Below are 13,875 nucleotides of genomic sequence, written 5' to 3'. Positions count from 1 at the left end.
GGGCTCCCTCTCGGGTATATGCTGCGTTCCATTACGAGTGCGTCTTACTAGTCTGCAGTGATCTTGTTAAAAAGGTCATCGCCGATAACGCGGCGTGCAGAAACGTATCGTTTCGCATAGTAAGATTCGCTCAAGTCACTCTTTGTAACACCTTTGTTCGTTGCGGAGTGGGCGAATTTATTGTTCCCGATGTAAATACCTACATGGGAGATGCCTTTTCCGTCGGTGTTAAAGAATACAAGGTCACCCGGTCTCAGATCGCTTTTCGCAACCGAGGATCCTTGGCCGTTCTGTGCTTTTGAAGTGCGTGCCAGATCAACGCCGAACCGGTCGAATACGTAGGACGTGAAGCCCGAGCAATCAAAACCGCTGGTCGAGGTGCCCGAATACTTGTAAGGCGTCCCTACCAATCCGTCAATCGTGGAGCTGAGCGTCGACTTCGCGGATGCGCTGCCGATTTCCACACTCAAAAACAGGGTCAAGCTCAAAACAAACAACAAGACTTTCTTCAACTGTGTTGCTCCTTCCTGTGCCTACGAGGTTAGCTGGAGGGTTCGGTAGAAGGTGTCCCCTATGATCCCTTTGTTGCAAGATCAATTCACCCAGAGTGGATCCCCCGTTCTCTTCCTTTTCGTCTAAGAAGAAATTCGGCAATCTTTTTCTGTTCCGACACTAAATATTCGCCATAGGTCCAGAAATTCCTTCCAAAAAACTAAAAATAGTTACAAAAAATTTTCAAAAGCAGTTATTTAGTCGGATTTCAGGGGAAAAAGTAGATCAAAAAACCCGCCTTCTTCTATAAAAAGGGCGGGTTTTCCATGTCTTTCAGCTCAGAGGCGATCTAAGTCTTCGGCTGATCCGGAAACTTCACGCGCAGTCCGGGTTTCGTTTCGGCAAGCAGTTTTTCCTGCAGGGCGTTGAGGTCTTCCTGCGTTTTCAGCTCGCCTTTTTTGACGAGAAATTCGATCGTCTTTTGCTGGAGGAGATATTTGGCGTACTGGTTGACGGTTTTGGGATCGGTCCAGTAGGTCGCTTCGGTCAAGCCGGCGCTTTTGTAGAGCATTTCCTTCAACTGAGCCGCTTCGGGACCGGCCGCTTCCAGCGCTTTGCGCTGCTGGTCGATAGCCTGCTTTACTTCGGCCTCCTTGACTTTAACTCCGCGTTTCTGGCCGTAACGGACGAAGAGCTCGTCCTTTAGCATCAGATCGAGAAGCTGATCGTTGGTCAACGTGTTTTGGGCGCCCTGCATTTGAAAGGCCAGATCGACTTCGGCTTTCATTTTGTCGAATGCCTGGTTGGAAATGCGGACGTCGTGACCGATCGCCACAACCTCTTTGGCTTTAACGTCGGACTGTCCGTATAAGAACGACCCGGCGGCGACACAAAGGCCAATTACTGCCGCCACGACGGTGCTTGTCCGTGGGGATATCATCGGTAATGCCTCCTTTTATCTTCTATCTTTCCATGATAGCTGAAATACACGCAAATGGAAACTAAAAACCCCCTGGCCGTGAACGGCAGGGGGAGACGGGTATCGCGCCGGAATAATCCGGAAAGAGAACGGTTAAGAAGTGCGGCCTGTGAGCAGGACTGATCTGCCTTGCCGCCGGGTTTACGGGCAGAAAAGCCGGCGTCCTAGGACCGGTAGCTTTCCCAAATTTCGCGCTGCGCCGCGATGGACCACATTTTGACGAAAGTACGGACCAAGGGATAAATCTGATGAATGATGAGAGCAGTCAGACCGGCCCATACATAGGATGCGGTAGTTGCCGCGATGGCAAGAAGGAAGCCGAGCAGAATGAGCAGCAGGGCATTGCACGTGATTCGTAAGCCTTGGCGGAGCACGACCGGAAGTACCGCAAGAAGTCCCCGTCGATCCTCGGAAGCCCGGCCGAATTGCAGGAACAGGAAGAGAAGCTGAATCAGGAGGGCATACACGGCATAGAGAGCCGCCCACGGAAGCAGGGACAGGAGAAGCTCCTCGTATCCGTAAGCTTCGTTGAACAAAGCAAGCGCTTTGGGAGCCAGCCAGTATAGAGGCGCCAGCATCAGTACCGTTTGAAGAAGATAGTAGAGGAGGAAGGGCAGCAGCAGCTCGCGGATTCCTTTCATAAACCGGTAGCCCGCATTCATCTGCCGGTGCTCCAAAGAATACAGGACACCTGCGTTCAGCATCGGGCTGATCAGCATCCGGACGGCCAGAAGAATGATCAGCCATTCTAGATAAGGCTGAATGAGATCCGTTTTCACAAGACGAAACTGGCTTTCCGCCGCGAATAATTGGATAGCGCTCTGGGGCTGATCGCCGGCCGGATAACGGTGGAGCAGAGGGACGATTATGGATTGAACCCACTTATAGAGCAGGATCCCCCAGGCAAACTGGTACACATACAGCACGCAGACGGCGAACGGCTGCTTGAGGGCGGCCGTTAAGCCTTGTCGAAGATAGCGGAGCATCTTATCACCTCACCAGGCTACAGTATCGAACAGCGTTTCCAGCAGTTTGACGACGCCGAGGGTCCAGCGGATTCTCCACGTGGTGTCGACTTCGGTTTTCATGTAGTTGTTGATGTGCCGGTTTTCGAGCTTCATGGTGTATTTGGGATCGAGCGAGACCCAGTCCACCGGGGATTTATGGGTCAGCTTGTACTCGATCTGCTCGCCCTGCCCGTCCCAGACCTTCTCTGTCGTCGTACCGTCGGCAAAATGGAACCGGATGGGAACTGCGGGTACGCTGCCGCCGAACTTGCGGACCAGCACGCTGCTTTCGTACAACGTCTGTCCCGATTCGTTCACCTGGCGGGTGCGGATGTTATCGACCGCATAGTCGGTCATCATGCTGCCGTATACATACTGATCGAAAAACTCCGTCCATTTCGTTTTGGTGATTTCCTCTACGACCGTTTGAAAATCGCGGGTGCCCGGGTGCTTGAATTTCCAGCGCTGGAAGTAAGTTTTCATAATGCGGTCCATCGTGTTCAGCCCGACCCGGTGTTCGATCTCCTTGAGAACCAGCTTGGCGCGCGTATAGACATTGTCGGCATACTCACTGTGGCTGCGGTAACCCCACGCATTTTTCTGCAGAGCGGCCGGAGAGGTGATGTAGCTGGCTTCGACCGGAAGGTTGGGTTTCGACCCGTATTCCAGTTCCATCAGCTTATCTTCGGTATAGGAGGTGAACCCTTCGTCAAGCCAGGCTTCCTCGAATTCGTTGGTGGCGACGAGCCCGTACCAGAACTGGTGGCCGATCTCATGAACGACGACGCGCTCCAGTTCCAGGTCGGGCGTTCCCTCGGCGGCTCCCCAGGCGGTAACGAGAGTAGGGTATTCCATGCCGCCCGCCCCGTTGGCCTCTTCCGGCGGCACGACGATGGATAAGGTCGAGTACGGATACGTACCATACCACTGGGAGTACCGGCTCAGCGCTTTTTTGGCGGCGATAATATAGCGGGACTTGTACGGTTCATGTTTGGGATCAAGGTACAGCTTGATCTTGACCCCGGGCAGGTTGGGAGCGGCATAGGGCTCTTCAAACATCTTGAAGTCGGGCGAAGCGGACCAGGCGAAATCGTGCACGTCATCCGCATAAAACTGATAGGTTTTTTTGCCGGCATCGACAACCGGATTTTTGGTGGGAAAACCGGTAGCGGCCACGATGTAATCCGCGGGGACTTTCACCCGGACATCGAAAATGCCAAAGTCGGCGTAAAATTCCGAATTACCGTGATACTGGTGCAGGTTCCAGCCCTCCGCGCTCCGCCCCCGGGTGCCGGCAGGCTCGTACACGGCAAGCTTGGGAAACCACTGGCCCGCCATAACGAAATCTTTCGTTACGCCCATACGGGCAAACACTTGCGGAAGCTTGACCGCAAAATCCGTATGCAGCGTAATGTCGGCACCTGCGGCGACGGGCTTCGGAAGCGTGATCTTGATCAGCGTCCGGTCGTCGGGGTTTCCGTCATCGGGCTGGACGAACTGCATCGTGGAGCTGAGGTCGGTTTCGTCCTCGGTCTTGATGCTGCGCAGTTCCATATCGCCGAAGCTGCCCTTTTTGGCTTCGTCTCTCCGCAGCTTGCCGCCGGACTCCTTCATAAAAGTCGTCTTTTCCGAGGCGAACGCGTTCGGATAAAGATGCATGTACAGTTCCTGCACAGGCTGACTGCCCGGGTTTTTCCAGGTGACGGTCTGCTGGCCGAAGAGTTTCTGGTTTTCCGGGCTGTATTCCACATTGATGTGATATTCGACGATGCGCTTGCTGAGAGGCTGGTGTACGCCTTCTCCCGACACCGGCGGCTGGCCGATGGAAGAAGAAGGTTCCGCGTTCACCGGGGAGACTGGATTTTGCGGAGTCCCGGACAGAACGGCCCGGCTTGTCTGGCCCGTCCTTTCTTCAGGGGAAGAAAGGAGTGAATTGGCGAGGAAAGCCGCGCCCAGAAACGCGGCGGCTGCGGTTGCGAGCCAGGCTTTTTTTCGGTTGGCCATCTTTACTTTCATGATTTTCACCCCGTTGACAAGCATCTACAGCATGTATATGTTTGCATTCCGGGGATTATTAGCTAAAATAAATGAAGAAGAGCAGATTTATTTTTCTAGGAAAGCGTAGGTGCCTTTCATGGATTCCCATAAAGAAGAACCGAAGAAAAAACCGGCGGCGCTCAATATCGTCAGCACGAAGGTGAATCACAAAGGCTTCGGAGCGGGCTCAATTGACTTGAGCAACGTTTCCAGCCTTATCATCGACGGAGAGGAAGCTTACCTCGACATGGGCGCGCTGCACGCGAAGAGCCAGGTGGAGAAGCGGATCAAATTCTCGACGAACAAAGAAGACGTCCCGGACGGACGCCGCTGCTGGATCGTATGGGTGGCCGTGGACCGTTCCCCGGAAGGAACTTTCTACGGCGGAGTGACGGCTTGCGAGATGCTGATCGATACCGAAGCCCGTAAAGGGTGGAAAATTCTTGCCGATCACGTGAACCGGATGGATGCCGCCATGAAGCGCAAGATCATGGTAGAAGGTCTGGACGACACGGAAAAAGCCGTGCTGCGCAAGGCTTTGATCGAGCATAACGAGGAATGGTGGAACCACTCTTCCGAAGAGCTTAAACAGGCGCTTGCCTAGCCTCACGGTAAATGTGTACAAATTGTGTCATGGATTGTGAGTCCCAGGGGAAGCGGGTATACTAACACTAGTGTATGTTACACTCATATACTAGGACAGCAAAAAGGCAGACTAAGGACGCTTAGTTCTGCCTTTTTGCGTTGGATATAAATGACTCACCATCCGGGTATTTCCTGCAGAAGGGCTTCGGGTTTTTGAGGAAGCTTCAATAAAGAAGCTGCCTAAAGGCCATCTGCGGATCATAGGGCGAACTCAAAAAAGGCGTATACGAGTTAGGGCTCGTATACGCCTTTTTGGTTTCTTCCAATGAAGGGGCTGACGTTTCGGGCGGTGGCGGTAACGGTGGCCGGGAACGGACAAGCAGCACCCGAACGGTTTCTCTGCCCGTACGTGAGTCCCCCGCACGGTGCCCGGCGTCACATAACGCTGGGCACCTGCGTACCGTTCCGCAACTCGGCCGCGAATTTCCCGGCCGCTTGTTCCGGCAGCAGGTTTCCCGGCGCCGGGCCTTCCGCTACAGCGGGAAAGGAAGCGGCCGGAACGCCGCATGACAGGCCGTCATCCCCTCAAGAGGGATGACGATTGCCTGCCTCCGCTGTTATTCGTTCCACCAGCGCTTCACATCTTCCCACCAGGAGCGCGCTCCGCTGCCGAACCCTTTGCCCTTGGCGGCCCGGTTCGTGCAGTATTCCGTCGGCTCCGTGCCGGAGAGGAACGCCTCGTTGCGCGCGCCGGTCGTACAGTCTTCATTGGCGAGCTTGCCGCTCTTCGGATCAATGTAGACGGTCGTGACTCCCTCCGGCACCGGGAAGAGCTTTGGCGGAATCGCCTCCAGGACGGCTTCGGTGTAGCCGGCGAAGATCGGCGAGGCGAGATGCGATTCCGCCGTGTTGATCGCCCGTCCTTTGTCGTAGCCGACCCAGACGGCGGTGACGAGCTCGGGCGTGTAGCCGACCATCCACGCGTCGGCGTCGGTCGTGCCCGTCTTGCCCGCGACGGGCCGCTTGATCGTGGCGGCCACCCGGCTGGCGGTACCGCCTTCCTCGAACACGCTCTCCATCATATGGGTGAGCACGTAGGCGGGAGCGGCGTCCGCGACCCGTTCGCTTTTCGGCGCCGCCTGGTAGAGCACGCTGCCGGCCATATCTTCGATCTTGATAATGGCCGTCGGCTCGACGCGCACCCCCTGGTTGGCAAGCGCCGAGAAAGCGGCCGCCATCTCGTACGGGCTTACCGGGTAGGTGCCCAGCGCAAGGGAGGGCAGCGGCTTCAGATCGCTCGTGATGCCGAACTTCCGCGCGTTGTCTATGACCTTCTGGGGACCGACCTTCAGAACCGTATCGACCGCGTAAATATTGTCCGATTTGGCGATCGCCCGGCGCATGTCGATGGCCGCATTTTCATACTGGTCATTGTAGTTGCGGGGCGTGTAAGACTGCCGGCCTTCATCGTATTTGAACACGGTCGGTTCGCTGCGGACCGTGCTCAGCGGCGTAAAGCCGTTCTGCAGAGCCGTCAGATAGACGAACGGCTTGAACGAGGAGCCCGGCTGACGGGTCGTCGCGAACACGCGGTTAAACTGATTCGCGGCGTAATCCTTGCCGCCTACCATCGCTTTCACGTAACCGGTCCGCGGATCGAGCGAGATCAGGGCACCCTGAATTTCACTTTCCTTGGGAAGCTGCTTGGCCACCTGCTCTTCCGCGATTTTCTGCGCCTTCAGGTCCAGCGTCGTGTAAATGTTCAGGCCGCCCTGCTCGAACTGGTCTTCCGTAATGCCGAGCTTCTGCACGGCCAGGTTTTTGATATAGTCACGGAAGTACGGGGCCTGCGAAGGTTTCTTCTCCACCAGAGGCTGAACGGTCAGCTTCTCCTGCTTGGCCGCGTCGGCTTCCTGCTGGGTAATGAAGCCTTCCTTGGCCATCGTCTGGAGCACGACGTTTTTCCGGTCCATCGCATTCTCCATGTTATAGTAGGGCGAGTAAAATTTCGGCCCTTTCGGAACGCCTACGAGCATCGCGCTTTGGGCCAGAGACAAGTCCTTGGCATGTTTGCCGAAGAACAGCTGGGAGGCCGCTTCGATTCCATACGTGGAATGTCCGTAATAAATCTGATTCAGGTAGCTTTCCAGGATCTGATCCTTGGTCAGCTGCATCTCCATCTGCACGGCATACACCGTTTCTTTGATTTTACGCGTCCAGGTGCGGTCATGATTCAAATACAAGTTCCGCGCCAACTGCTGGGTAATCGTACCGGCCCCCTGCACCTTGGACATGCTCTTCAGATTGACGATGGCGGCGCGGGCTATGCTTTTGACATCAAAACCCGGATGATTGTAGAAGTTCTGATCTTCTATCGCGAGCGTCGCCTTAACCACATACACGGAAATGTCGCTGATCGGCACGATCTTGCGGTTTTGGCCGGAATCCAGCGTATCGATTAAAGCTCCGTTAACGTCAAAAATCTGGGACGTCTGGAGCACCTTCGTGACCGGAAGCGCCTGTGACCGCAAATAGAGAAGGAATACCCCTCCAAGTACGCACAGGACCAGAAACGTCGTAAAGGAGAAAGTGAATCCCCGTTTTAAACGGCGGGGCCAGTTCTTGTCGGCCGGACCTGGTGTTTTTTTGTCGGGAGCGGCGTTGTTATCGGGTTCTTTCTGTTCGTCGGCCAAGAGTCCCTCACTCTCCTTTCTTGTCGGGCCTAGCGGGTTCAAGCGTGAGCTTCAGGATGCATAATAGCGGCATATTACACAGTATGGAAAAGCTTTCCGGCCCCTATTCAGATATTTTTCCTCCCGCTTCCTAAAATTTCGTAAAACGGCCCGTCCGTCCTGCAAATTTCTTGCATTTCGGGTTCAATCCTCTATAATACAATTTGTGCGTGCAAACCCTCAAGGCGCAAGGCTCATTTCGCGCATGGATTTACCCGCTTGTGGTACAATGATGAGGATACTATTCAGTACGAAATTATGGAGCGGTCGGTCTCATTTCGGGGCTTGTCCGCATGCACTCCTTACATCACTAGACTTAAGAAAAGAGGCTGGGAATATGGAACTTTGGTATACCGAGAAACAGACGGAAGACTTCGGCATCACCGCCAAGATTAAAGAAACGCTGGTGACCGAGAAAACCGATTTTCAGGATCTGGCCATGATCGATACGGCCGAATGGGGCCGGATGCTCGTTCTGGACGGCATGGTCATGACGACCGTAAGAGACGAGTTCGTTTATCATGAAATGGTTGCGCATCCCGCTCTGGTTACCCACCCGAACCCTAAGAACGTTCTTGTGGTAGGCGGCGGTGACGGAGGCGTTATCCGTGAAGTGCTCAAGCACCCGAAAGTGGAGAAAGCCGTTCTCGTTGAAATCGACGGTAAAGTAATCGAGTATTCGAAGAAATACCTTCCCGAGATTGCCGGCGAGCTGGACAATCCTCGTGTCGAAGTAATCGTCAACGACGGATACATGCATATCCACGATCATAAAAATACATACGACGTGATCATGGTGGATTCCACCGAGCCTGTCGGACCGGCCGTGGAACTGTTCTCGAAAGGCTTCTACCAGGGCATCTACGATGCGCTTAAGGAAGACGGCATTTTCGTGGCTCAGACGGACAACCCGTGGTTCAAAGCGGACCTGATCAAAACGGTTAACCGCGACGTTCGTGAGATCTTCCCGATCGTCCGTGTTTACGGCGCGAACATTCCGACTTACCCGAGCGGTCTCTGGACATTCACCATGGGCAGCAAAACATACGATCCGCTTCAAGTCGAGGAAGCTTCGATTCCCGAATTCGAAACGAAATATTACACGCCGCGCCTTCACAAGGCCGCGTTTGCCCTGCCAAAATTCGTTGAAGATCTCGTAAAATAAGGACCGTTTTCGAACAGAAAGGTGCGATGACCCCATGCGTTTAGACCAAGCTTACTCCGGCAACATTTTTATCGCCGCCTCCGAGGACTACGCGTCCTCCCGCGCCGTACTTTACGGAATGCCCATGGACTACACGGTCAGCTTCCGTCCGGGTTCCCGTTTCGGCCCCGCCCGCATCCGTGAAGTTTCCATCGGGCTGGAAGAATACAGCCCGTATCTCGATAAAAGCCTTGACGAAGTGAAGTACTTCGACGCCGGCGACCTGATGCTGCCTTTCGGCAACGCCGGACGCAGCCTCGACATCATCGGTGAATACGTCCGCGGCCTTCTTAGCGACGGCAAATTCCCGCTCGGAATGGGCGGCGAGCACCTTGTGTCGTGGCCGGTCATCCGGGAAGTGTACGCGAAGTATCCCGACCTTGCGCTCATTCACATCGACGCGCATGCCGACCTTCGCGAGCAGTACGAAGGCGAGCCGCTGTCCCACTCGACGCCGATCCGCAAGGCGGCCGAGCTTATCGGCGGCAAGAACGTGTACCAGTTCGGAATCCGTTCCGGTATGCGTGAAGAGTTCGAGTACGCGCGCAAGAACCTGAACTTGTACCCGTTCGAAGTTCTGGAGCCTCTCAAGAAGGTGCTTCCGGAGCTTGCGGGCCGCCCGGTTTACCTGACGATCGACATCGACGTGCTCGATCCGTCCGCGGCACCGGGTACAGGCACGGCCGAAGCGGGCGGCATCACCAGCAAGGAACTGCTTGCGGCCGTTCACGCTATCGCCGGTTCCGAGCTGAATATCGTCGGAGCCGACGTGGTTGAAGTGGCCCCGGTTTACGATCCGTCCGAACAGACGCAGATCGTGGCGGCCAAGCTGATCCGCGAGATTTTGCTGGGACTGGTGAAATAATTTTTAACCTTAACCATATACGATTCGTAATCCCATCCTCCAGGTCTTGTGCCTGGGGGATTTTTACTCATCTTGGTTAACACTGGCGGTGCCGGCGAATAAAGGCTTTTGGCCGCGGCTGCAATGATCCATTGAAAATACCCGTATGATACTATACACTTAGAGCTAACTTTGCTTTTTGCCAAGCCGTACGGGCGGGAAGACGGTTTAAGGCCGGTAAATTCCCGGAAGCGGCCGGGCACAGTCAAGAAAGAACGGAGCGTTCGGATCATGTCCAACAAGAAAAACGTCCGCATCCGCATAACAAGCAGGGCCGGACAAGAGTCGATCATGCAGGAAGCCCGCGGAGAGCTGTACATCCGGGAGGGGAAAGTATATGTCCTCTATCAGGAGACATCCGAAGAAATGGGCAGCACTTCAACGATGGTAAAAGCGGGTCCCGAAGAACTCAAGATTACGAGAAAAGGGCAGATCGGATCGGAGCAGACGTTTGTCGCGGGTCATTCCCGGACAGGCTGGTACCGGATGCCCGAGGGCTCAATCCCCATGGAAACCCGCACGCGGACGTACGTCAGGAATCTCCAAGACGGCATCGGCGTCATTGATTGGAGCTACGACCTGTATGTAGGTGAGGATCATGCCGGTTTATATACATTATCGTTAACGATTCAGGAGGATGTAAGATGAATGTGCTCGAGCAGGTAAAAGAAACGCTTAAACTAACGATAGGCGAGGCCGCGGTCGCAGCGGGACTCGTACAGGCTTCGGAGCTTCCCGAGATTGTGCTGGAAGTACCGAAAGACAAGGCCCACGGTGACTTTGCGACCAACCTGGCCATGCAGCTTTCCCGGATCGCCAAGCAGAACCCGCGCGCGATTGCGGAACAGCTGATCCAGAAGCTCGACAGAGAAAAAGCCCAGATTGCGGAAGTTCAAATCGCGGGTCCCGGATTTATCAATTTCCGTATGGACAAGAGCTACCTCTATCCGATTCTTGCGCAGGTGGAGGAACAGGCGGACCGTTACGGAGCCGTCAACGTGGGACAAGGACGCAAGGTTCAGGTAGAGTTCGTCAGCGCGAACCCGACCGGTTCCCTGCACCTCGGACATGCCCGCGGAGCGGCTGTGGGCGACGCTTTGTGCAACGTGCTGGCTCTTGCCGGATACAACGTTACGCGTGAATATTACATCAACGATGCGGGCAACCAGGTGAACAACCTGGCCAAATCCATCGAAGCGCGCTATCTTCAGGCTCTCGGCCAGGATGCCGAAATGCCGGAAGACGGCTATCACGGCGAAGATATCAAAGGATTCGCCGCTGAGCTGGTAGCCGAAGAAGGCGATCGCCTGACCAAGCTCGGACAGGACGAGCGGTTGTCTTACTTCCGCCAGTACGGGCTGAAAAAAGAACTCGATAAAATCAAGCGGGATCTCGGACGGTTCGGCGTCAAGTTCGACGAGTGGTTCTCCGAGACTTCCATTTATGAAAATAACCTGATCGACGACGTGCTCGGCAAACTCCGCGAATCCGGTTACGTGTACGAGCAGGAAGGGGCGACCTGGCTGCGTACGACAGAGCTTGGCGACGACAAAGACCGTGTTCTGATCAAAAACGACGGTTCTTTCACTTATTTGACGCCGGACGTGGCTTATCACCGGAATAAGTTCCAGCGCGGCTACGACGAGCTTATCAATATTTGGGGAGCGGATCACCACGGCTATATTCCGCGGATGAAAGCGGCCATGACGGCGCTCGGCTACGACGCGAACCGTCTGACCGTGCTTATCGCCCAGATGGTGAGCCTGTTCCAGAACGGCGAGAAAGTGAAAATGTCCAAGCGTACCGGCAAAGCGGTCACGATGGAAGACTTGATGGACGAAGTCGGCGTCGACGCCATCCGTTATTTCTTCACGATGCGCAGCATGGACTCGCATCTTGATTTCGACATGGATTTGGCGATTTCCAAATCCAACGAGAATCCCGTGTTCTATGTGCAGTATGCACACGCACGGATTTGCAGCATCTTCCGGCAGGCGGAAGAGCAGGGAGTGGAGCTGCGCGGTCTGGCGCAGGTGGACCTGTCCCGGCTGTCGACGGAAGCCGAGTACGAGCTGCTTCGCAAAATCGGCGAGCTTCCGCAGGAAGTCGCCGTCGCGGCCGAGCTGTATGCGCCGCACCGCCTGATCCGCTACGTATATGATCTGGCGGGGCTGTTCCACAGCTATTACAGAGCGGAGCGCGTGATCACCGAGGATGCGGAACAGACGCAGGCCCGCCTGGCGCTGCTGGGCGCCCTGCGCACCGTCATCGCCAACGTGCTGGCGGTCGTAGGCGTATCCGCTCCGGACCGGATGTAGGCTCCCGCCGCATACCGGCAGCGGCCGCATGCCCGTCCTCCGAAGCTGTTTTGCCGCTTCGGGGCATACCAAAACAAACAAAGCCTGACGCTCTCGGCGGCTCAGGCTTTGTTTGTTTTGAGCAGGGCGGTGACGGCCCGCCTCGCATGGATAAGGCCGGGAGGATCGGTACCTTCCGGCTGCTTCGCTTTCGTGAGCGGCGTTGCGCAGCGCCGGAGAATCTGCTTGATCTGCTGCGGCCGCAGGGACGGCCTCACCGACAGCATAAGCGCGATGACACCGCTCACATGTGCGGTCGCCATCGAGGTGCCGCTGAGCTCGTTGTATTTGCCGTGCAGCCAGCATGAATAAATGCTTTCGCCCGGCGCATAAATGTCTATGCGTTTGCCGCGGTTGCTGAAGGGGGCGACTTTGTTGACCTTGGTTGTCGCCCCCACGGAGAAGACGCTTGGAAAACGCGCCGGGTAGTCAATCGCCGCTCCCTTGCCGTCATTGCCGGAAGAAGCGACGACGATGGTGCCGGATTGATAGGCGTTGATCACCGCTTCCTCCAGCGCCCGGCTGTACGTTTTCATCCCGAAGCTCATGTTGATGATGTCCAGGCCGTTGCGTACGCACCAGTCGATACCCGCCACAATGTCCGAGACGAACGCGCTTCCGTTCATATCGAATGCTTTAACCGCGTGGATGACGGCTTTGGGGGCCACTCCCATAATTCCTATCCGGCCCGCGGCGGCGATGGTTCCGGCTATATGCGTACCGTGCCCGTTATCGTCATAGGGCGGCTGGCTGCGGTTGAGCAGATTGATTCCCCTGGCGACCGAAGCCTGCAAATCCGGATGATAGTAGTCGATTCCGGTATCGATGACACCGATTGTGACGCGGCTCCCTTTGGCCTTTTTCCATACGTCCGGAGCTTTGATCTGCTGGACGCCCCAAGGAATAAACTGGGGGTCTTCGGACGTCTTTTCGACGATTTCCGATGTTTTCACGGTTTTTCTGGGCCGCAGCTGGATATTTATGGACGCATCCTCTTCAATAGAGAGAACGGCAGGGTGCTTAATCAGTTCCGCACGGTTACGGATAGGACACGAGATCCCCCGGATCAGTTTCAGATCGTATACGGAGGACAAGGCGGAATGTGTACCATTGTGCAGGCGGATAAGCTCGGTGACCTGCCGGTAATCCCGATCGCTCTGGAAAAGAATGATGTGCCGGCGCTCCCCCTGCGATGCCTGGATTTCTTCATGCAGCATCATGAGCAATCGTTTCGAGTCCACAGCCCCATTCCTCCCATAAACCGAAGGTGCAATTCTGGCTTATTATATGTACAGGTCGGGGGGCCCGACTGAGAATAAGGCCTCTTTCCAAATAAATAGGTGCAGTGCCGTGTCAACGTGCTCTTGCCTACATACCATAAAGGGAGAGGTGAAACATCTCTCGGTTTCAAGGGGCGGGGATGAGCGGATCGGCGATTCGTTCGTAACCGCAGGATACAGTCGGGAAGCGGAGGGAAACCTTCGCTTTTGCTCTTGTTTCGGGGGACAGGCGGGCGGGAGTTGCATTTTTACATAAAATAGGTTTTACTTAAGGATGAAATGGGATAAGGTAGTTAAA

At 55.3% G+C, this 13,875-nt stretch carries 11 protein-coding genes and 1 riboswitch; of the genes, 5 read left to right on the top strand and 6 right to left on the bottom strand.

All coding sequences use genetic code 11. The features are described 5' to 3' along the window. Positions 1–47: 47 nt before the first annotated feature. From ABC395_RS24515 to ABC395_RS24500, 4 genes are all read right to left on the bottom strand, one after another. Positions 48–512 carry a C40 family peptidase gene (locus ABC395_RS24515; protein WP_103997967.1) on the bottom strand — a complete coding sequence of 155 codons (465 nt, stop codon included), beginning with the start codon at positions 510–512 and terminating at the stop codon, positions 48–50. 3 nt (positions 513–515) lie between these two features. After that, positions 516–663, bottom strand: a riboswitch (cyclic di-AMP (ydaO/yuaA leader). A 178-nt stretch (positions 664–841) separates the two neighbouring features. After that, positions 842–1,432, bottom strand: coding sequence for a SurA N-terminal domain-containing protein (locus tag ABC395_RS24510; RefSeq protein WP_103997965.1), 591 nt, complete (start codon positions 1,430–1,432; stop codon positions 842–844). Positions 1,433–1,635: 203 nt separating this feature from the next. Next, entirely contained in the window at positions 1,636–2,457 is an 822-nt protein-coding gene (locus tag ABC395_RS24505; protein WP_413006350.1) for a hypothetical protein, read from the bottom strand. A 9-nt stretch (positions 2,458–2,466) separates the two neighbouring features. Further along, positions 2,467–4,494 (bottom strand): M1 family metallopeptidase, encoded by a 2,028-nt coding sequence (locus tag ABC395_RS24500; protein WP_413006349.1) that lies wholly within the window; start codon positions 4,492–4,494, stop codon positions 2,467–2,469. 118 nt (positions 4,495–4,612) lie between these two features. Here ABC395_RS24500 and ABC395_RS24495 point away from each other — a divergent pair, with 118 nt between their 5' ends. Further along, positions 4,613–5,119 (top strand): YwhD family protein, encoded by a 507-nt coding sequence (locus ABC395_RS24495; RefSeq protein ID WP_413006348.1) that lies wholly within the window; start codon positions 4,613–4,615, stop codon positions 5,117–5,119. A gap of 598 nt (positions 5,120–5,717) precedes the next feature. On the opposite strand, the gene ABC395_RS24490 is transcribed toward ABC395_RS24495, so the two are convergent. After that, positions 5,718–7,793: a transglycosylase domain-containing protein gene (locus tag ABC395_RS24490; RefSeq protein WP_413006347.1), complete on the bottom strand. Its 2,076-nt coding sequence runs from the start codon at positions 7,791–7,793 to the stop codon at positions 5,718–5,720. Positions 7,794–8,169: 376 nt separating this feature from the next. Between ABC395_RS24490 and speE the strand changes: the two genes are divergently transcribed. From speE to argS, 4 genes are all read left to right on the top strand, one after another. Next, positions 8,170–8,997, top strand: coding sequence for a polyamine aminopropyltransferase (gene speE, locus ABC395_RS24485; RefSeq protein ID WP_413006346.1), 828 nt, complete (start codon positions 8,170–8,172; stop codon positions 8,995–8,997). A gap of 34 nt (positions 8,998–9,031) precedes the next feature. Continuing rightward, on the top strand, positions 9,032–9,901 hold the full coding sequence (gene speB, locus ABC395_RS24480; protein ID WP_103997960.1) for an agmatinase: 870 nt from the start codon (positions 9,032–9,034) through the stop codon (positions 9,899–9,901). A gap of 270 nt (positions 9,902–10,171) precedes the next feature. Continuing rightward, the gene (locus ABC395_RS24475; protein WP_413006345.1) at positions 10,172–10,588 is read left to right on the top strand and encodes a YwiB family protein; all 417 of its coding nucleotides are present in this window, start codon (positions 10,172–10,174) and stop codon (positions 10,586–10,588) included. Then, the gene (argS, locus tag ABC395_RS24470; RefSeq protein ID WP_413006344.1) at positions 10,585–12,258 is read left to right on the top strand and encodes an arginine--tRNA ligase; all 1,674 of its coding nucleotides are present in this window, start codon (positions 10,585–10,587) and stop codon (positions 12,256–12,258) included. The genes ABC395_RS24475 and argS overlap by 4 nt, the downstream gene beginning before the upstream one ends. A 101-nt stretch (positions 12,259–12,359) precedes the next feature. On the opposite strand, the gene ABC395_RS24465 is transcribed toward argS, so the two are convergent. Beyond that, the gene (locus ABC395_RS24465; protein WP_413006343.1) at positions 12,360–13,538 is read right to left on the bottom strand and encodes a S8 family peptidase; all 1,179 of its coding nucleotides are present in this window, start codon (positions 13,536–13,538) and stop codon (positions 12,360–12,362) included. Between the last annotated feature and the right edge of the window lie 337 nt (positions 13,539–13,875).

Source organism: Paenibacillus canaveralius, from assembly GCF_047238265.1.
Classification (GTDB): Bacteria; Bacillota; Bacilli; order Paenibacillales; family NBRC-103111; genus Paenibacillus_F.
Note: the sequence above shows the minus strand (reverse complement) of the source record. Positions and strands in the feature narration are given on the sequence as shown.